The following is an 18712-nucleotide window of genomic DNA, read 5'->3' as shown; positions in this document are numbered from 1 at the left end:
CGCGGCGCCTGCCCAGGTGGGTCTAGGTGATCTTTTCCGGTGCGGGCCGGTTCAGCAGCGAATGTTTGCGCGAGTAGGCGAAATACACCACGAGCCCGACGAGCAACCAGCCCGCGAAGCGCACCCAGGTCTCCCACGGCAGCGACCAGATCAGGTACGCCGAGAAGCCGATCCCGATCAGCGGGATCACCGGCATCAACGGCAGCCGGAACGAGCGCGGCGCGTCGGGCCTGGTGCGGCGCAACACGATCACGGCCACACACACCACGATGAACGCCATCAGGATGCCGATATTGGTGAGTTCGGCGACGGTGTTGATCGGCAGCACACCGGCCAGGATCGCCGCGCCGATGCCGACGATCCAGGTGACCCTGGTCGGCACCTTGCGGGTGGGATGGGTCTTGGCGAACCAGATGGGCAGCAGCCCGTCGCGGCTCATCGCGAACCACACGCGGGTGACACCGAGCATGAAGGTGAGCACCACGGTGATGATGCCGACGATCGCGCCGACGGCGATGATATTGGCGACCCCCGGCATCCCGACCGATTCGAAGGCGGTGGAGAAACCGCTGGTCGGGCTGATCTCGGTGTATTTCTGCATGCCGGTGAGCACCAGCGTGCACAGCACGTAGAGCACCATCGCGATGGCGAGGGAGTAGATGATCGCCTTGGGCAGGTGCTTGCGTCCGTCGACGGATTCCTCGGCCGCGGTACTCATGGCGTCGTAGCCGAACACGGCGAAGAACACCGTCGCCGCGCCGGTCCACACCGCGCCGGTGCCGTAGGGGAAGTACGGGTCGTAGTTGGCACTGTCGATGTGGAACACACCGAGCGCGACGATGAGCACGACCAGGGCGACCTTGATGCCGACAGCGACAGTCTCGAACCGGCCGACGCTGCCGATACCGCGCGAGAGGATCCACGCCGTGCCCAGGCAGAAAAGTACCGCGAACAGGTCGACGACCCGGCCGTCACCGGTATCGGGCGCCCCGAGCATCCATTCGGGCAGCGTCAGGCCCACCTGCTCGAGCAGGAACCCGAAGTAGCCCGACACCCCGATCGCCACCACCGCCGCGACCGCGATGTACTCGAGCAGCAGGTCCCAGCCGATGAACCAGCCCGCCAGCTCACCGAGGGAGACATATCCGTAGGTGTAGGCCGAACCGGCTTTGGGCACCATGCCGGCGAACTCGGCGTAGCACAGCGCGGCGGCCGCGCTGGCGACACCGGCGATCAGGAACGAGATCAGTACCGCGGGGCCGGTCACCGAGTGGGCGACCGATCCGGCCAGGGTGAAGATGCCCGCGCCGATGATGCCGCCGACACCGATGGCGGTGAGCTGCCACAGGCCGAGTGATTTGGCGAGGCGTTCGTCGCCGGGAATCTCGTCTTCTACCTCGACGAGTGGTTTACGGCGCAGCATCTGGGCGCGCAACTCTGCGAAAGACATCGCTGTTCCTTCCGTCGGCGGCCTGGCCGCGTGATCAGTACACCGCCGCGTGGCCGTTCCCGACCCCGAGAATGAATATTGTTCAGTGGTAGTGCCCGAATGGAGAGCGGCTCGTTACCCGCGTCCGCCTGCCAGTGCGCGCAGGAAGAAGGCGAGATTGGCGGGTCGTTCGGCCAGCCTGCGCATGAAATAGCCGTACCACTGGTCGCCGTAGGGGATGTATACGCGAACGTGGTTGCCCTCGGCGGTGAGTCGCTGCTGTTCGTCGTCGCGGATGCCGTACAGCATCTGGTACTCGTACTCCTCGCACTTGCGCCGGGCCGCCGCGACGGCCGCTCCGGCGGCGGCGATGATCGTGGGGTCGTGGGAGGCGATCATCGGATAGCCCTGCCCGGCGGCGAGTACGCCGAGGCAACGCAGATAGGAGGCGTCGACCTCGGCGCGGTCGCGGAACGCCACCGACTCCGGTTCGTCGTAGGCGCCCTTGCACAGCCGGATCCGTGACTGCGGGCCCGCCAGAGCGCGGCAGTCCTCCTCGGTGCGGCGCAGGTAGGCCTGCAGAACGGTGCCGAGCCACGGGAAATCCGCGCGGAGCTCGGTGACGATCGCGAGAGTCGAATCGGTGGTCGTGTGGTCTTCGGCGTCGACGGTGACCCACAGTCCGGCCGCCTCGGCGGCGGCGCAGATCTGGTGCGCGTGCTCGCGGGCGACGGCGTGGCCGTCGCGGGGGAGGGCCTGGCCGAGCGCCGACAGTTTGACCGAGACCTCCAGTGGCCGAACGGCTCCCGGCGTGGTCTCGGCCTGGGGGAGACGTCCGAGGGCGGCGATGAGGGTGCGGTACTGCTCGACCGTCGCCTCGGCGCGCGCCAGATCGGTGGTGTCCTCACCCAGGTAGTCGATGCTGACGAAACGTCCTGAGCGGAGCAGGATTTCGGCGGCGGCGACCACCTGTTCGGTCGTGGTTCCCGCCACGAACCGCGACACCACATCACGGCTCACCGGCAACCGGGTGACGGCGCGTTCCAGTCGTGCCGAGCGCGCCGCACCGAGCAGCGCCGAGCGCATCAGTGCCGACATCAGTTGGCCTCCGATTCCTGGTGGGGGTAACCGTGCTCGGTGGGCGGGGTGAAGGTCTCCTTGATCGTGCGTGCGGAGGTCCAGCGCAGTAGGTTCTGGGCCGAGCCCGCTTTGTCGTTGGTGCCCGAGGCCCGTCCGCCGCCGAAGGGTTGCTGGCCGACGACCGCGCCCGAGGGCTTGTCGTTGATGTAGAAGTTGCCCGCCGAGAAGGTGAGCCGCTCGGTGGCGGCGGCGATGGCGGCGCGGTCCTGGGCGATGATCGAGCCGGTGAGACCGTAGGCGCCCGCGTCGACCAGGTTCATGGCGTCCTCGAAACCCGAGGGTGTGGAGTCGTCGTAGACGTGTACGGCGAGAATCGGACCGAAGTACTCGGTGTGGAAGATCTCGTCGCCCGGGTCGTCGCCGACCACCACCGTCGGTTCCACGAACCAGCCGACGCTGTCGTCGCTGTGCCCGCCCGCGACCACGGTGATCCCCTGGGTGGCCTTGGCCCGCTCGAGCGCGGCGGTATTGCGGTCGAAGGCGCGCCGATCGATCAGCGCCCCACCGAAATTCGTGAAGTCGGTGATATCGCCGTAGCGCAGCGACGCCGTCTTCTCGATCAGGTCCTCCGACATCGCCGACCACACCGAACGCGGCACATACGCGCGCGAGGCGGCCGAGCACTTCTGGCCCTGGTAGTCGAACGCGCCACGCAGCAGCGCGGTGGTGAGCACGGCCGGATCCGCCGACGGATGCGCGAGCACGAAATCCTTGCCGCCGGTCTCGCCGACCAGCCGGGGATAGGTGCGATAGCGGTCCAGGTTCGTCGCCACTTCCCGCCACAGATGCTGGAAGGTGGCGGTCGACCCGGTGAAGTGCACACCGGCCAGGCGCGGATCGGGCAGCACCACCTCCGAGACCTCGGGTCCGGCGCCGTGCACGAGGTTGATGACGCCGGGCGGCAGACCTGCCTCCTCGAGCAGGCACATCGTCAGATACGCGGCCACCGCCTGCGAACGCGCGGGCTTCCACACCACCGTGTTGCCCATCAGCGCGGGCGCGGTCGGCAGATTGCCTGCGATGGCGGTGAAGTTGAACGGGGTCACCGCGTAGACGAAGCCCTCCAGCGAGCGGTATTGCATGCGGTTCCACACCCCGCGCGAGGACAGCGGCTGTTCGGCGATGATCTTGCGCGCGAACGACACATTGAACCGCCAGAAGTCGACCAGTTCGCACGGTGCGTCGATCTCGGCCTGATACGGCGACTTGGACTGGCCGAGCATCGTTGCCGCACAGATCTTTTCGCGCCACGGACCGGCGAGCAGATCGGCCGCGCGAAGGAATACCGAGGCGCGGTCGTCGAACGACATCGCGCGCCAGGCGGGTGCGGCCTCGGTGGCGGCTTCGACGGCAGCGGCGGCCTCGGCGGCGGTCGCGTCGTGCAGGGTGCCGAGGACGGCGCTGTGGCGGTGCGGTTGAACGACCTCGAACGCCGGTCCGTCGCCGGGGAGGTGTCGACCGCCGATGACGTGGCAGATCTCGGTCGGGGTGGCGGCCAGTTCGGTGAGTGCGGTCCGCAGCCGGGTGCGTTCGGGTGTGCCCGGCGCGAAGGTGCCGACGGGCTCGTTCACCGGCGGCGGGGTGGTCGCTATGGCGTCCATGAGTGCCTCTCCTGCGTCGTACGGCGGTAGCGGGATGTGACGTAGTCAACACCCCTCGGCATCGGTCATAATCGGCTGATCGGACGAAGTTCTGACCAATCATTAGTCCGATCGGACAATGGAGCGCGCGTATGGATACGACCCTGGCCGAGCTGCTCGGCGCGCTCGACCACACCGTGGCCACGCTGGTCGACGCACCGGCGGGGGAGCAGGTGGTCGTGCGCACGGTCGCCCTCGCCGAGCCCGCCGACCTGGCCGAACACCTCGAGGCCGACGGTGTACTGGCGCAGGTGTATCTGCTGGTCGGCGTCGATCCCGAACAGACCGTACGGTGGCTGCGCGGTGTCGGCGCCCGCCCGCTCGCGCAGCGGCCGCGACTGTTGATGACCAAGCGCGCCGACGACTCACCGGCAGTGCGTGCGGCCGCCCATGCGGCCGGGATCGCGCTGGTGCAGGTGCACCGGCATGCCCGCTGGGACCAGGTGTTCGGGCTGGTCCGCCGCATGCTCACCCGAGCACCAGGCGGCCGGACCGAGGCCGGGGAACCCGACCTGCTCGCCCCCGATACGGACCTGTTCGGGCTGGCCCAGGTGGTGGCGGCCGAAACGGGCGGCATGGTGAGCATCGAGGACCCGCACTCGCACGTGCTCGCCTATTCGGCCTCCGACGCCGCCGCCGACCAGTTGCGCATCCGCTCGATCCTCGGCCGTGAGGGCCCGGCCGACTACCTGCGGATCCTGCGCGAGTGGGGCGTGTTCGACCGGGTACGCCGCACCGACGAGGTGGTCGACGTCCCCGACCACCCCGAGCTCGGGATCCGCCGCCGGCTGGTGGTCGGTATCCGGCGGGCCACCGTCGGCGCCGAGGACCGGATGCTCGGCACGATCTGGTTGCAGCAGGGCGACCGGCCACTGCGCCCGGACGCCGCCCAGGTGCTGAGCGGTGCGTCGGCGGTTGCGGCACGCATCATCGCGCGGGCACTGGACGCACCGTCCACCGAGGCCGTGCTGGTGCGCAGGCTGTTCGGTGCGCACGGCGAAGGAGTCGACGTGCCGTCGGTGGTGGCCGCCCTGCGTCTGCCCGAAGCGGGTCCCGCCGCGGTGATCGGTTTCGCCGCGCTCGGTCCGGCCGCCGAACTCGCCGCCTCCAGCGGCCTGATCCGGTTGCACGCCAGTGCTTTTCGTGGTGATTCGGTCACCGAGGCGATCGGTGAGCGGGTGTATGTGCTGCTGCCCTCCTATCACTCCGAGCACGGCGTCGGGTCGTGGGTGCGTGAGCTGGTGGCACAGCTCGAGCAGGCGCGTGGGCTGGTGGTCCGGGCGGCGGTGGCCGCGCCCGTGGCCGGGCTGACGGCCGTCGCCGGAGCCCGCGGTGAGGTCGACCGCGTGCTGGACAGCCCCGCCCCCACCGCCGAGGGCAGCCGCGTGACCACCCTGGCCGAGGCGAGAACGGCGGTGCTGCTCACCGAGATCGTCGAGCTGATCGGCGACCACCCCCACCTGCACGACCCGCGACTGGCCGCCCTCGACGCCTACGACCGCGACCACGGCGCCGACCTGCGCGCCTCCACCCGCGCCTACCTGCGCGCCCACGGCGAGGTGAGCACCGCGGCCGCCGCTCTGCGCGTCCACCCGAACACCTTGCGCTACCGCCTGCGCCGCGTGGAATCCATCCTCGGCATCGACCTCGACGACCCCGACGACCGCCTGCTTCTGGAAATCCAGCTCGTCGCCTGCCCACCGCGCGCGTGACGAACCGCCCCCGCGCCACGCCGAACCGCGTCGTCACGCTCCAGTCGGAACCTCCCCGACGGCTTTCGCCGGGTCGATCACACCGAGCACCTCGCCCTGGGGTGCCGCCAGGATGCCCATGCGCCCGAACGGGCTGTCGTCGGGCCCCATGATCACCTTCGCGCCCAGTTCGGTCGCCTTGTTCAGTGCGCCGTCGGCGTCGTCGACCTGGATCCAGGTGAGCCAGTACGGCGGATTGCCGAACGACGAGGCGTCCATCATCCCGCCGACCTCGTGCTTGTCGCCGGGCAGCGAGAAGGTGGAGTACGTGAAGTTCACGCCGTCACCGATCTCGGTGTAGTTCCAGTCGAACACGCTGTTGTAGAACTCGTGTGCCTGGTCGTAGCCGGGGGTGTGCAGCTCGTTCCAGCAGTAGGCGCCGTGCTGGTTGAACACTCCGGCACCGATGTGGCGCTTGGCTTCCCAGACACCGAAGGCGCCGCCGGTCGGATCGGCGGCGACGAACATCCGGCCGACGTCGAGGACGTCGAACGGCGGCACGAACACCTGGCCGCCGGCCTTCGTGACGCGCTCGGCGATCTCGTCGGCCCGTTCGGCCGCGAAGTAGGTGGTCCACACCGACGGCATCTGCCGCATGGCGTCGGGTTTGGGTCCGATGCCCGCCGCGGGCCTACCGTCGAGCATCGCCATGAGATACCCACCCCCGCCCGCGTCCTGGATGTCCCAACCGAAGAGCGCGCTGTAGAATGTGCGGGCGGCGGCGGGGTCGTCGACCTGACAGTCGACCCAGCACGGCGTGCCCTGGGGCCACGGTTCGTCACGTGTCGGCATTGTCGAACGTCCTCCTCGTCGATGAATGACACCGGCCGGGTCGGTCGGCACGCGCCAAGTCAACCACTGCCCACCGACACGTCCGTCGCCGAGGATAACGCCCTGAACTGGAACGATACGTGTTCACTGCGACCCTCCGAGCGGTCCGGCGCTGCCGGCCGCAAGTCGTTACCACTGTTACAGTTTCGGCGCCGATCTGCGGTGGCTAGGTCAACGATGAACGAACCGGTCGGGAGCGACTCGATGACGTTGAGAGGTTCCGAACGTGGGCTCGTCCGTGTGCTGACGGCGATTCTCGCGATCACAGCGGTGCTCGCCTGCGGTGCGGGCCAGGTGTCGGGCAAGCCGGGCGGCGACGTGCCCGGCGTGCGCTGGACCGCCCAGCACGACGCGCCGGGCACCTATCCGGAAGTGCGCGTGGAGCGCGGCGTGCACATCACCATGAGCGACGGCGTCGTCCTCAAGGCCGACGTGTACCGCCCCGCCGACGCGGCAGGGGTGATCGAGCAGAAGCCGCTGCCGACGATCGTGAGCCTCACGCCCTACTCCAAGCTCATGACCGGCCTGATCGAGGCAGCCGCCGCCACGCCCGGTCTGCAGTCGACCGCCGTCGACATCGTGCGCCGCCTGAACCTGTCGAGCACACCCATCAGCGGTTTCGGCGATCTGATGCAGGCACTGGACGGCGGCATGATCCAGACCATGCTCGGCGTCGACCGCAAACTCATCGGCAGCGGTTACACCGTCGTGGTCGCCGATGTGCGCGGAACCGGTCAGTCGCAGGGCAAGTGGGATACCCTCGGCGCCCGCGAACAGCTCGACACCCGTGAGGTGATCGAGTGGGCGGCCGCCCAGCCGTGGTCCAACGGCCGTATCGGCATGAGCGGCGGCTCGTATTCGGGCATCAACCAGCTGCGGGCCGCCGAAGACGCGCCCGCCGCGCTGCAGGCCATCTTCCCGGTGGAACCCGGCAGCGATCTGATGCGCGACGTGGTCGCTCCCGGCGGCGGCGTCGGCACGACGTTCCTTCCGCTGTGGCTCAATTCGGTCAACCAGCTCAAACTCGTGCCCGATGTGGCGTCGATGATCCAGGGCACCTTCGACTGGACCTGGTTCAACGATCGCATCGCCGACCCGACGACCAATTTCGACCTGCTCGCCCAGGCTCTGCTCACCCCGTCGCTCGAGGACATGCCGCCCGCTCTCGACGGTGCGCTCGACGAGACCTCCGCGTTCCGCGAGGCGATCATGGGTCACCCGGAGAAGGTGAACGTGCCGACGTTCGTCTACGGCGGCTGGCACGACATCTTCGCCAACAGCGCGACCAAACTCTACGAACAGCTCCCGCTGCCACCGGGCCGCAAGCAACTGGTCGTGGGCGACACCTATCACGCCAATCCCGGTGCGGGAACCGGTGTTCCGGGGGCGCCGCCGCGGCTGGACGTGCTGCAGCGCGCCTGGTTCGACAAGTGGCTCAAGGACATCGACAGCGGTGTCGAGGCGTTCGGCCCGGTGACGGTGAAGCAGCAGGGTGGCGGCTGGGTCACGCTGCGCGAGTGGCCGCAGCCGGGTGTCACGCATCGGCGGGTGTACCTGTCGGCCGATCCGAGCGGGTCAACCGAGGACAGCCTGCACGACGGTTCACTGCGTCCCACGGGCCCCGGCGCGGTCGAAAACCTGACAGTGGCACCGGGTTTGAGTACGGTCTGCTCGCGGGACGCGGCGCAGGGTTCGGCCGGGATGACCGCCGCGCTCGACGCCTGCGCCAAGGACTCGCGCATCGCCGAGCGCAACGCACTCACCTTCACCAGCGCTCCGGTCGCCGAGGAGACGGTGATCTCGGGTCCGATCAATGTGCGGCTCAACACGGTGCACACCGGCAGCGACGGATTCTGGAACGTCACCGTCAACGATGTCGCTCCCGACGGCACCTCGACCGTGCTCACCACCGGTCAGCTCACCGCCTCCATGCGCGCCATCGACGAACGGCGCAGCGCGCGGTCGGTGAACGGGGATCTCACCGCACCGTTCAACCCGCTCACCCTCGACCGGTTGCTGCCCGTGGTCCCCGGTGCGCCGACCGAGATCGACATCGCCGTCATCCCGACCCAGGCCGTGCTCGCGCCGGGGCACCGCGTGCGGATCGACGTGTACGCGGGTAACGCGCCCAAGGCGCTGCCGTTCCGCCCGATGCTCGACGCCTCCGGGCTGGAACCGCAGCAGGTGCGCCTCGACCCGGCGGCACCGAGCTTCGTCAACCTGCCCACCGACAAGCCGATCCCGTGAGGCGCACTCAGAGCTGCGATTTCACCTCGGCGGCGATGAGCTCGAGGTGGTCGAGATCGGCCAGGTCGAGGATCTGCAGGTAGATCCGGCTCGCACCGATCTCGCGGTAGCGGGCGATCTTGTCCACCACCTCGGCGGGCGAGCCGGCCAGCCCGTTGGTCTTCAGCTCGTCGACCTCACGACCGATCGCCGCGGCCCGGCGCGCCACCTCGGCGTCGGTGCGCCCGACGCAGGCCACGAGCGCGTTGGAGTAGACGAGTTCGTCGGTGCGCCCGGCCGCGCGCACGGCGTCGCGGACCCGGTCGAACTGGGCGGCGCTGTCGGCCACCGAGGCGAAGGGCATATTGAATTCGGTGGCGTAGCGGGCGGCCAGGCGTGGGGTGCGGACCTTGCCGTTGCCGCCGATCACCACCGGCACGGGATCCTGCACCGGTTTGGGCAGTGCGGGGGAGTCGGTGAGCTGGTAGTGCTCGCCGTCGAAGGAGAAGGTATCGCCGAGCTTGGTCGACCACAGCCCCGTGATGATCGCGAGCTGTTCTTCGAGCAGGCCGAACCTGTTGTCGGGGAAGGGAATTCCGTAGGCGGCGTGTTCGGCGGCGAACCAGCCGCTGCCGAGCCCGAGCTCCACGCGGCCACCCGACATCTGGTCGACCTGGGCTACCTGGATGGCCAGCGGCCCGGGCAGCCGGAACGTCGCGGCGGTGACCAGGGTGCCCAGGCGGATGCGGGAGGTGTCGCGGGCCAGGCCCGCCAGGGTGATCCAGGCGTCGGTGGGGCCGGGCAGGCCGTCGGCATCGCCCATGGCCAGATAGTGGTCGGAGCGGAAGAAGGCGTCGAAGTCGAGATCCTCGGCGGCGCGCGCCACGGCGAGCAGCGTGTCGTAGTCGGCGCCCTGCTGCGGTTCGGTGAAGATGCGGAGGTCCATGATCACCATCGTGCCCGAGACGCGCGTGGGTGTGTGAGGCTGTAGGGGCAACGGCTCGGCGGAGGAGGATGCGGTGGGAGAACCTGTCATTGTCGTCATGGGCGTCTCCGGGTGCGGTAAGACGACAGTCGGGGCCCTGCTCGCCGACCGCCTCGACGTGCCCTACGCCGAGGGCGACGACTTCCACCCGCTGGCCAATATCGAGAAGATGGCGGCCGGGATCCCGCTCACCGACGAGGACCGGTGGCCGTGGCTCGACACGGTCGCCACCTGGCTGCACGAGCACAGCGAGACGGGCGGGGTGGCCAGCTGCTCGGCGCTGCGCCGGGTGTACCGCGACCGGCTCCGGGCCAAAGCGCCCGACACGTACTTCGTGCATCTGGCCGCCACCCGGGTGGAGCTGATGCGCCGGATGACCGGTCGCCTCGGCCATTTCATGCCGACCATCCTGCTCGACTCGCAATTGGCCACGCTCGAACCGCTCGAGCAGGACGAAGCCGGTGTCGCCCTCAACGCGCTACAGCCGCCCGGGGTGCTCGTCACCGAGGCGGTCGAGAAGTGGAGAGCCGATCACCGCTGAAACAGCGGATGCAGTTGCTCGACGGGCGCGAGCATCAACCACCCGCCGATCACGGCCGCCGCCAGGCACACCAGCGCGAAGAACGCGACCCACAGCAGCGCGGGCAGGTGCGTGAGACGGGCCAGCTGATCGGCATCGGAATCGGTGCGCCCGGGTTGTCTGCGCCTGCCGCGCTGCAGCTCGAGCACCGGACGGACGGCGGCGGCCAGCAGGAACCACGCGGCCAGGTACGCGAACCCGGCCTGGAGCAGATCGCTGCCGTACCAGGACACCCCGAACACCAGCGCGCCGAGCACGAGCACGGTCACCAGACCGTACACATTGCGCACCTTCACCAGCACCGCAACCAGCATCGCGAGGGTGGCCCACAGCATCACCGACACCCGGCCGGAACCCAGCAGCGCCGCGTAGCCCGCGCCGAGCAGCGCGGGCGCCGGATATCCGGCCATCGCGGTGAGGATCATGCCGGGACCGGTGGGTTTGCCACTGGACACCGTGAGACCCGAGGTGTCGGTGTGCAGCGTGATGGCATGCAACCTGCGCCCGGTGAGCAGCGCGAACAGCGCGTGCCCACCCTCGTGCGCCACCGTGACGGCGGCCCGGGTGATCCGCCACAGCGGCCGATATCCGACGAGGATCAGCGCCAGCGCCGCGGTGACGAGCACCAGCCACCACGGCGGCGCGGGTTGCGGTGCGAGTAAACGTTCGAACGAAGAGCTGACCGATCCGGTGTCCACCGCCGCACTGTAGCCGCGATTCGTCACGCCCACGCCCCGGTCAGCGCATGATGCGCCGATAACGTGTTCGCGCAATGCTTTCCGGGCAACAACCGCGTCCGCGCGTGGTAGCAAAGGGCATGCAGATGCGACCGCACCGATGGACCCCGCCCCGCGCGACCGCCCGGGCAGCACAGACACAGAGCACCCCCGCGCTGCCCGAGGTCCGGCTGATACCGCTCCCTGGTCAGGGACCGGAAGATGTCGTGCTGACGGCCGACGGACACGTGGTCACCGGCACCGAGGACGGTGCCATCTGGCGCATCGACCCGGCCGACGGCACCGTCGAGAAGATCGCGCAAGCGGCGGGCAGGCCGCTGGGAATGCACGCGGACGCCGACGGTTCGCTGCTGATCTGCGTCGCGGGCCACGGCGTACTCCGACTGACCGAGGCCGGTGCCGAACTCGAACCGGTGATCACCGAAGTGGACGGGGAACGCATCATCTTCCCCAGCAATGTGGTGCGCGACGACGACGGCACCGTCTACTTCTCGATCTCGTCGCGACGCTGGCCGTTCGAGCAGTGGATGGGTGACATCCTCGAGCATTCCGGCAGCGGCAGGCTGGTCCGCCGCGACCCGGCGGGACAGGTGGAGGTGCTGATCGACGGACTGCAGTTCGGCAACGGGGTGGTGCTGGCGCCGGACCGGTCTTGTGTGCTGGTCGCCGAGACCGGCGCCTACCGGATCACCCGGTATTGGCTGTCGGGTCCGCGCGCGGGCACCGTCGATCGTCTCGTCGAGAACCTGCCCGGTTCGCCGGACAACATGTTCCTCGGCAGCGACGGTCTGGTCTGGGTCGGGATGGTGGCACCACGCAACGCGCTGCTGGACCGGATGCTGGCCCTGCCGGGCATCTTCCGGCGCCTGACCTGGGCGCTGCCCGAATGGCTCCGCCCGGCGCCCGCCCGCTCCGCGTGGGTGATCGCGCTCGACCTGGACGGCACGGTGGTGCACGACCTGCAACGGCCGGGCGACGACTTCGCGATGGTCACCTCGGTGGCCGAGCACCAGGGCACCCTGTATCTGGGCAGTCTTTCCGAATCGGCCCTCGGGGTGAGCGCGGTGCCGTGACGTGCGCAGTATCGTCGGTAGCCGACCCGATGAGACTGCGGAGGGATGGCTCGACGATGTCCAAGCCCTGCCTGTTGCTTCAGCTTCGTCCCGAACGTGCCGCGTCCGACGACGAGTACGCCGCGCTGCTACGCGCGGCCGAACTCACCGACGACGAGGTGGTGCGCATAGAGATGGATCGGGGGCTTCCCGAGCTCGACCTGGACGACTTCTGCGCCGTGATCGTCGGCGGCGGGCCGAGCAATGTGAGCGCACCGGAGCAGGACAAGTACGACTACCAGCGGCGGTTCGAACCGCCGCTGCGCGCGCTGCTCACCGAGATCGTCGACCGGGATTTCCCGTACTTCGGCGCCTGCTACGGCCTGGGCATCCTGGCCGACGTGCTCGGCGGTGAGGTCGGCCCCGACCGCTACGGCGAAGCTGTCGGCGCGAGCACGGTCGTGCTGGTCGACGGCGCCGAGGACCCCTTGCTCACCGGCATCCCGCGCTCGTTCCGCGCCTTCGTCGGACACAAAGAGGCCTGCCAGGACGTGCCGCCGGGCGCGGTGCTGCTCGCCGGTTCCGATGGTTGCCCCGTGCAGATGATCCGGGTGGGGCGCAATGTCTACGCCACCCAGTTCCATCCCGAACTCGACGGCACCGGGCTGGCCGTGCGGATCGAGGCCTACCGGCACGCGGGCTATTTCGACCCGAGCGAGGCGGACATGCTGGCCGAACTCGGCCGTCGTGAATCGGTGCCGGTGCCGCGGGAACTGTTGCGGCGCTTCATCTCGCGCTCTCGCGGGTAGCCCGGACGGTGGACGGCAGCGGGTGGTCGGGTTCCAGCGCGGGCAGACCGTCGATGCTGGCGGAGTTGTCGCCCGCGATGCGCCGCGCGAAGTCCTCGTCGGTGCGGCGGGTGTGGGCCTCGTCGAGAACGGAACGCTCCTCGACCAGGTCCATCCTCGGCACCGACCAGCCGCACGAATCGGCGATGCGGTCGACCGAGACGACGATCACCGCGCGGATACCGGGATGCTCGGTGCCGAATCGCGCACGCAGCGTGTCGAATTCGGGGGAGTCGGGCCGCACGACCCGCCCGGTGCCCAGCAGGCGCAGAATGCGGGCGACGCGGGAGAACGAGCAGAACATCACGGTGATGCGGCCGTTGTCGCGCAGGTGCGCGATCGTCTCCGAGCCGCTGCCGAACAGATCGAGGTAGGCGACGGTGTGGTCGTCGAGGACGGCGAAGGTGTCGCGGTATCCCTTGGGGGACACATTGATATGACCGCCGGAGGAGGGTGCGGTCCCCACGAAGTACATCGGCTGGTCGGCGATGAATGCCCGTAACTTGTCGTCGATCCGGTCGAACACCTTGGCCATGACGCACTTTCCGGTCCCGCCGGGCGGCGAGCTCCCCGTGGTCGAGTGTATCGACCACGAGGTTGGATTCACGGTGAGAGTTATCGCAGACGGCGCCCATGGTGGTGACCGACGATGGGGCCATGACGCAGACCGCTCCCCACCCTGTCCAGCAGCGCTACGCGGACCCGGCCGCCGTCGTTCCCGCGCAGTGGAACTCTGTGCTGCAGGTGTTGCACGAACACAAATCGGTCCGGCGCTACCTGCCCGATCCGGTCGAACCGGAAACGATCCGGCTCCTGGTTTCGGCGGCCCAGTCGGCCCCGACCTCGTCGAACCTGCAGGCATGGAGCGTGATCGAGGTCCGTGATCCGGCGCGGCGGGCCCGGCTGGCGGCGGTGGCAGGCGGTCAGGCACACATCGAGCAGGCGCCGGTGCTGTTGGTCTGGACCGTCGACTTCGCGCGATTGCGTCAGCTCGCCGACGATCACCGCGCGCCTCTCGACGGCGCCGACTATCTGGAATCCAGTTACGTCGGCGTGGTCGATGCCGCGCTCGCCGCCCAGAACGCCGTGATCGCCGCCGAATCGCTCGGGCTGGGCACCGTCTACATCGGTGCGTTGCGCAACGACCCCGAGCGGGTCGCGGCGGAACTGAACCTGCCCGCCCACGTGTTCCCCATCTTCGGGCTGGTGGTCGGCCACCCGGATCCGGCGGAGGGCGCGCGGGTCAAGCCGCGACTGCCACAGGCGGCCGTGCTGCACCGGGAGACCTACGACCTGCCGCGTCAGCGCGGACCGGTCGCCGAGTACGAGCAGCGGATCGGCGCGGTCTACGGCGACCAGGGCCTCCCGTTCTCCTGGACCGAGCGGGTACTGGCCCGGCTCGGCTCCGAAGCCTCGCTCAACGGCCGGCACCGGCTCCGGGAGTCCTTGGCGGCCATGGGATTCCGGCTCCGCTGAGGCGGTTCAGCCGTTGATCGCCTCGGCGGTGAGTTCCAGGGAGCGGACGCGGGTGTCGATGTCGTAGACGAGGGTGGTGAGCATCAACTCGTCGGGACGGGTGTCCTCGATGAGCTGGGCTGCCTGGGCGCGCACCGTCTTCGGCGAACCCTGCAGTTGGCCTGCCTTGCGCTGTGCGGCGAAGTGGCGTTCGGCATCGCTGCCGGGGAACCCGTCGGCCTGCTCGGGGGTCGCCAGCGCCTGCGGGCGGCCGGCGCGCAGATTGACGAAGGCCAGGTCACGGGGTGCGGCGAGTCGGTCGGCCTCGGCATCGGTGTCGGCGCAGATCGCCGAGACCGCGACCATGCTGTACGGCTCGGCCAGGATCGCCGAGGGCCGGAAGTTGTCCCGGTAGAGCGCGAGCGCGGCGGCGGTGTTCTCGCCGGCGAAGTGGTGCGCGAACGCGAACGGCAACCCCAGCACCGCCGCGACCTGCGCGCTGTACCCGCTCGAGCCGAGCAACCACATCTCGGGCTGTGTACCGCGACCAGGGGTGGCGACGATGCCGTCCGCATCGGTGCCACCGAAATATCCCATCAGGGCGGTCAGCTCACGGGGAAACGATTCGGCGCCGAGACCTTCGGCGTGCCTGCGCAGCGCGCGAGCGGTAGCCGGATCGGTGCCGGGCGCGCGACCGATACCGAGATCGACGCGGCCTGGATGCAGCGCCTCGAGGGTGCCGAACTGTTCGGCGACGACCAGCGGAGCGTGGTTGGGCAGCATCACGCCACCCGAGCCGACCCGGATGCGCGAGGTCGACGCGGCGAGATGCGCCAGTACAACGGCAGGCGCCGAACTGGCGATGCCGGGCATGTTGTGGTGCTCGGCCACCCAGAAACGGCGCATTCCCAGCTCCTCGGCGCGCTGGGCGAAGCGGGTCGTCGCGTGCAGGGCCTCGCCTGCCGTCGCGTCGGCCTGCACCGGTGCCAGATCGAGAACCGACAGCGTGACCGGGCTCATGAGTCTCCTTCGCGTGAAAATCCCCTCAGTAGGCCAACCGGCACGGCGGCTCCGGTATTTCCGCGCGAGCGGTAGGGGTGATCGGCGGCACGGTTGCGGCGCGGTAGCGTGCAGGACTGTTCGACACGAAGGAAGGATCCCTCCATGTCCGCTGACGGTCCCGGCCTACCCACCGCCGCGCCGACCGAAGCCCCCACCGCTCCGTCGGAAGAGGGTTACGCGCGCGGGCTCAATCCGCGCACGATCCAGATGATCGCCATCGGCGGCGCCATCGGCACCGGCCTCTTCTACGGCTCCGGTGCGGCGATCGAGCAGGCGGGCCCCTCGCTGATCCTGGCCTACCTCGCCGCCGGACTGGCGATCTTCGTCATCATGCGCGCGCTCGGTGAGCTGCTCACCTACCGTCCGGTGTCGGGCAGCTTCGCCGAGTACGCGCACGAGTTCCTCGGCCGGTTCGCCGGGTTCGCCACGGGGTGGTCCTACTGGGCGGTGTGGGTGTCGACCTGTATGGCCGAGATCACCGTCGCCGGGCACTACGTGCAGTACTGGTTCGACATTCCGCAGTGGGTGACCGCGCTGGTGGTGCTTGCGGTGCTGTTCACCGCCAACCTGATCTCGGTGCGGATCTTCGGTGAGGGCGAGTTCTGGTTCTCGGCGATCAAGGTGACCGCGATCCTGGCGATGATCCTGATCGGCATCGGCGTGCTGGTGTTCGGGTTCGGGCACGCCGCCGATCCGACGGTCACCAACCTGTGGGCCGACGGCGGGGTGTTCCCGCACGGCTTCGGACAGACCCTGCTGGTATTGCAGATCGTCGTCTTCGCTTATGTCGGTGTCGAATTGGTCGGCGTGACGGCGGGGGAGGCCCGGGACCCGAAGACCACCCTGCGCAAGGCGATCAACACCCTGCCCTTCCGCATCGGCCTGTTCTATGTGGGCGCGCTCGTGGTCATCATGTCGGTGGCGAGCTGGCGCAGCTTCCATGCCGGGCGCAGCCCGTTCGTCGAGGTGTTCGAGCAGATCGGCATCCCGGCCGCGGCGGGCATCATCAACTTCGTGCTGCTCACCGCCGCGCTGTCGTCGTGCAACTCCGGCATCTACTCGACCGGCCGGATGCTGCGCAGTCTCGCGTTGCGCGACGAGGCGCCGGGCGGGTTCGCGAAGCTGAGCAAGCAGTCGGTGCCCTTCACCGGTATCTGCGCCTCGGCGGCGGCGATGGTGATCGGTGTGGTGGTGAACGTGATCTCGCCGGACAAGGCTTTCGCCTACATCACCTCGGTGAGCACGGTCGGCATCATCGTGGTGTGGAGCGTGATCCTGGTGTGCCACTTGAAGTATCGCGCCAAGGTTCGCGCCGGGGAACTGCCCGCCAGCGACTACCGCCTGCCCGGCGCGCCCGTGACCACCTGGGCGGCTCTCGGTTTCCTCGGCCTGGTCGTGATCCTGCTGCTGTGGACCGACGGTGGGCGCACCGCCCTGGTCGTCGGTGCAGTGTGGGCTGCGTTGGTGTGCGTCGGCTACTACACCTTCGGCCGCAAGGGGGCCGCGCACACCCGCTGAGTCCGTCGGCCCCCGTTTGCTGGAAAGCCGCTGGCAGACAAGCGATTTCTGTCATACCCCATCGGTATCGTCGAAGTGTCACACAACTGGCCCGGCGAGTGTTGCCGGGCGGTGCGAGAACGGGGGCACGACATGAGTGACGACTTCCGCGGCGATCTGCGTCCACCACGCAGGCACGGAACCACCTGGCGCGAATCGGAATACCGGATCCTCGCCGACGACTTACGGGCGGGTGTCGATCTGGCCCGCACCGCGCGAACGCTCGGGCGCACGGAATCGGCGGTACGCACCGCGCTCCGCAACTTCGTGCCACCCGAGGACCGGATATCCACGGCCGAGCGTGAACGGTGGGTGCGAACGCGCCTGGTCGCCGAACCCGAATGGGATTGGTGGGCGGTGGTGATCGACCAGCATCGCCGCTCCGGCAGCCGCTTGTGGTTCACCCGCCACGAACACTGTGCCCGGATCGGCTGGCGCCGTAAGACGCCCATGCCCGCGCTCGCCCAGGAACTCGACACCTCGGAACTCTCGGCCGCCGAGTTGCTGCGCTCCCTCGGCCTCGTCGAGAGCATCGAGGAAGCCGCCGACCGACTCGGTGCCACCCCGGGACACGCACTCGCCGAACGGGTTTCGGCCCGCCGCGACCGCGCCGTCGGCGCCCGCTGGATCCTGGTCGTCGACGGCGCGGCGGGCACCACCCACCCCCGCAACGCACCGACCCGCCGCCACATCTCCCTGCACGAGACCCGCGCCGCCGCCGAAGCCGAACGCGACCGCATCCTCGCCTGGCACCAGCGCCTCACCGCCTCGGCTCGGCGTAGCGGGCCGGCAACCGGGCAGGACATCGACAGCCCGTACACATACGGCGACACGACAGTCCTGCGTGACCATGGCGCACCCGCACCCGCACCCGCACCCGCACCGGCACCGGCACCGGCGGACCGGTCGCATCGGTCGGCGCATTCGGACCAAGGCACCGCGGCTCTGCCCAGCGTCGGCGATCTCGCCGAGACGGCCCGGCCGCACCGGCAGGCGCGTGCCGATGGCGACGCCGCGGCGTCGTCCGGGCCGGGCGATGCCCGCGAGTCGGTGTGGTGGACCATCGCCGAACGCGGGCTCGGCGCCAGCACCGGACCGACTCGATGCGGTGAGTTCGCCGCGGTGGGCAGCGGTGGTGAGGTCGCCGCGGAGGCGCTGGCGGTGGGCGACATCATCAGGGTGCCGGTTCCCGACGGGTTCCTCCAGGACCGCATCATCGCGATCGCTCGCGCGGGCGCGGGCGCTCCGGTCACCGTCGACCTCGCGCCCGTCGCGAACTCGCGGATCCGTCGTGTCGTCGAGTTCGGGCCGCAGGAGCGGGTCGAGGTGGTGCGGCACACCGAGCAACGATCCGCCTGACCGCGACCACGAACCGACGCTCGCGGCGGGCGTCGACCGGACACCCTGGTATCGGCGGTG

Annotated in this window: 16 protein-coding genes; 8 read left to right on the top strand and 8 right to left on the bottom strand. The window is 69.4% G+C overall.

Features of this window, described 5'->3' with window-relative positions; translation table 11 throughout:
- Nucleotides 1-22: 22 nt before the first annotated feature.
- From AB0F86_RS09810 to pruA, 3 genes are all read right to left on the bottom strand, one after another.
- Complete coding sequence (locus AB0F86_RS09810; protein WP_181697399.1) at nt 23-1450, bottom strand: amino acid permease; 1428 nt, start codon at nt 1448-1450, stop codon at nt 23-25.
- Between the two features lie 114 nt (nt 1451-1564).
- On the bottom strand, nt 1565-2527 hold the full coding sequence (locus tag AB0F86_RS09805) for a proline dehydrogenase family protein (protein WP_356983287.1): 963 nt from the start codon (nt 2525-2527) through the stop codon (nt 1565-1567).
- Nucleotides 2527-4170, bottom strand: a complete 1644-nt coding sequence (gene pruA / locus AB0F86_RS09800) for an L-glutamate gamma-semialdehyde dehydrogenase (protein WP_356983286.1) — start codon at nt 4168-4170, stop codon at nt 2527-2529. Before pruA ends, AB0F86_RS09805 begins: the two co-directional genes overlap by 1 nt.
- 131 nt (nt 4171-4301) lie before the next feature.
- On the opposite strand from pruA, the gene AB0F86_RS09795 reads away from it, so the two are divergent.
- On the top strand, nt 4302-5921 hold the full coding sequence (locus AB0F86_RS09795) for a helix-turn-helix domain-containing protein (protein WP_356983284.1): 1620 nt from the start codon (nt 4302-4304) through the stop codon (nt 5919-5921).
- Nucleotides 5922-5954: 33 nt separating this feature from the next.
- Here the strand turns inward: AB0F86_RS09795 and AB0F86_RS09790 are convergent, their stop codons facing one another.
- A complete protein-coding gene (locus AB0F86_RS09790; RefSeq protein WP_356983282.1) occupies nt 5955-6752 on the bottom strand; it encodes a VOC family protein in 798 nt (265 codons plus the stop codon).
- 243 nt (nt 6753-6995) lie between these two features.
- Between AB0F86_RS09790 and AB0F86_RS09785 the strand changes: the two genes are divergently transcribed.
- Nucleotides 6996-9038 carry a CocE/NonD family hydrolase gene (locus AB0F86_RS09785; protein ID WP_225279546.1) on the top strand — a complete coding sequence of 681 codons (2043 nt, stop codon included), beginning with the start codon at nt 6996-6998 and terminating at the stop codon, nt 9036-9038.
- 7 nt (nt 9039-9045) lie between these two features.
- Here the strand turns inward: AB0F86_RS09785 and AB0F86_RS09780 are convergent, their stop codons facing one another.
- Nucleotides 9046-9963 (bottom strand): LLM class F420-dependent oxidoreductase, encoded by a 918-nt coding sequence (locus AB0F86_RS09780; RefSeq protein WP_356983280.1) that lies wholly within the window; start codon nt 9961-9963, stop codon nt 9046-9048.
- Nucleotides 9964-10060: 97 nt separating this feature from the next.
- Between AB0F86_RS09780 and AB0F86_RS09775 the strand changes: the two genes are divergently transcribed.
- The gene (locus tag AB0F86_RS09775; protein WP_225280322.1) at nt 10061-10543 is read left to right on the top strand and encodes a gluconokinase; all 483 of its coding nucleotides are present in this window, start codon (nt 10061-10063) and stop codon (nt 10541-10543) included.
- Here the strand turns inward: AB0F86_RS09775 and AB0F86_RS09770 are convergent.
- Nucleotides 10534-11280 carry a M50 family metallopeptidase gene (locus AB0F86_RS09770; protein ID WP_181697406.1) on the bottom strand — a complete coding sequence of 249 codons (747 nt, stop codon included), beginning with the start codon at nt 11278-11280 and terminating at the stop codon, nt 10534-10536. The two genes, AB0F86_RS09775 and AB0F86_RS09770, sit on opposite strands and share 10 nt — an antisense overlap.
- Nucleotides 11281-11405: 125 nt before the next feature.
- On the opposite strand from AB0F86_RS09770, the gene AB0F86_RS09765 reads away from it, so the two are divergent.
- Together AB0F86_RS09765 and AB0F86_RS09760 are read left to right on the top strand one after the other, a co-directional pair.
- Nucleotides 11406-12392, top strand: a complete 987-nt coding sequence (locus AB0F86_RS09765; RefSeq protein ID WP_356983278.1) for an SMP-30/gluconolactonase/LRE family protein — start codon at nt 11406-11408, stop codon at nt 12390-12392.
- A 56-nt stretch (nt 12393-12448) separates the two neighbouring features.
- A complete protein-coding gene (locus AB0F86_RS09760; protein ID WP_356983276.1) occupies nt 12449-13180 on the top strand; it encodes a glutamine amidotransferase in 732 nt (243 codons plus the stop codon).
- Here AB0F86_RS09760 and AB0F86_RS09755 read toward each other — a convergent pair.
- Nucleotides 13158-13754, bottom strand: coding sequence for a pyridoxamine 5'-phosphate oxidase family protein (locus AB0F86_RS09755; protein ID WP_356983275.1), 597 nt, complete (start codon nt 13752-13754; stop codon nt 13158-13160). The two genes, AB0F86_RS09760 and AB0F86_RS09755, sit on opposite strands and share 23 nt — an antisense overlap.
- A gap of 122 nt (nt 13755-13876) precedes the next feature.
- On the opposite strand from AB0F86_RS09755, the gene AB0F86_RS09750 reads away from it, so the two are divergent.
- Nucleotides 13877-14695, top strand: coding sequence for an NADPH-dependent oxidoreductase (locus AB0F86_RS09750; protein ID WP_356983273.1), 819 nt, complete (start codon nt 13877-13879; stop codon nt 14693-14695).
- Nucleotides 14696-14701: 6 nt separating this feature from the next.
- Here AB0F86_RS09750 and AB0F86_RS09745 read toward each other — a convergent pair whose 3' ends face one another.
- Complete coding sequence (locus AB0F86_RS09745; protein WP_356983272.1) at nt 14702-15694, bottom strand: LLM class flavin-dependent oxidoreductase; 993 nt, start codon at nt 15692-15694, stop codon at nt 14702-14704.
- Between the two features lie 144 nt (nt 15695-15838).
- On the opposite strand from AB0F86_RS09745, the gene AB0F86_RS09740 reads away from it, so the two are divergent.
- On the top strand, nt 15839-17254 hold the full coding sequence (locus tag AB0F86_RS09740) for an amino acid permease (RefSeq protein ID WP_356983270.1): 1416 nt from the start codon (nt 15839-15841) through the stop codon (nt 17252-17254).
- A 132-nt stretch (nt 17255-17386) separates the two neighbouring features.
- Complete coding sequence (locus AB0F86_RS09735; RefSeq protein WP_356983268.1) at nt 17387-18652, top strand: hypothetical protein; 1266 nt, start codon at nt 17387-17389, stop codon at nt 18650-18652.
- The last annotated feature ends 60 nt before the right edge of the window (nt 18653-18712 follow it).

The organism is Nocardia sp. NPDC023733, from assembly GCF_040639775.1.
Lineage (GTDB): Bacteria > Actinomycetota > Actinomycetes > Mycobacteriales > Mycobacteriaceae > Nocardia > Nocardia rosealba.
Note: the sequence above shows the minus strand (reverse complement) of the source record. Positions and strands in the feature narration are given on the sequence as shown.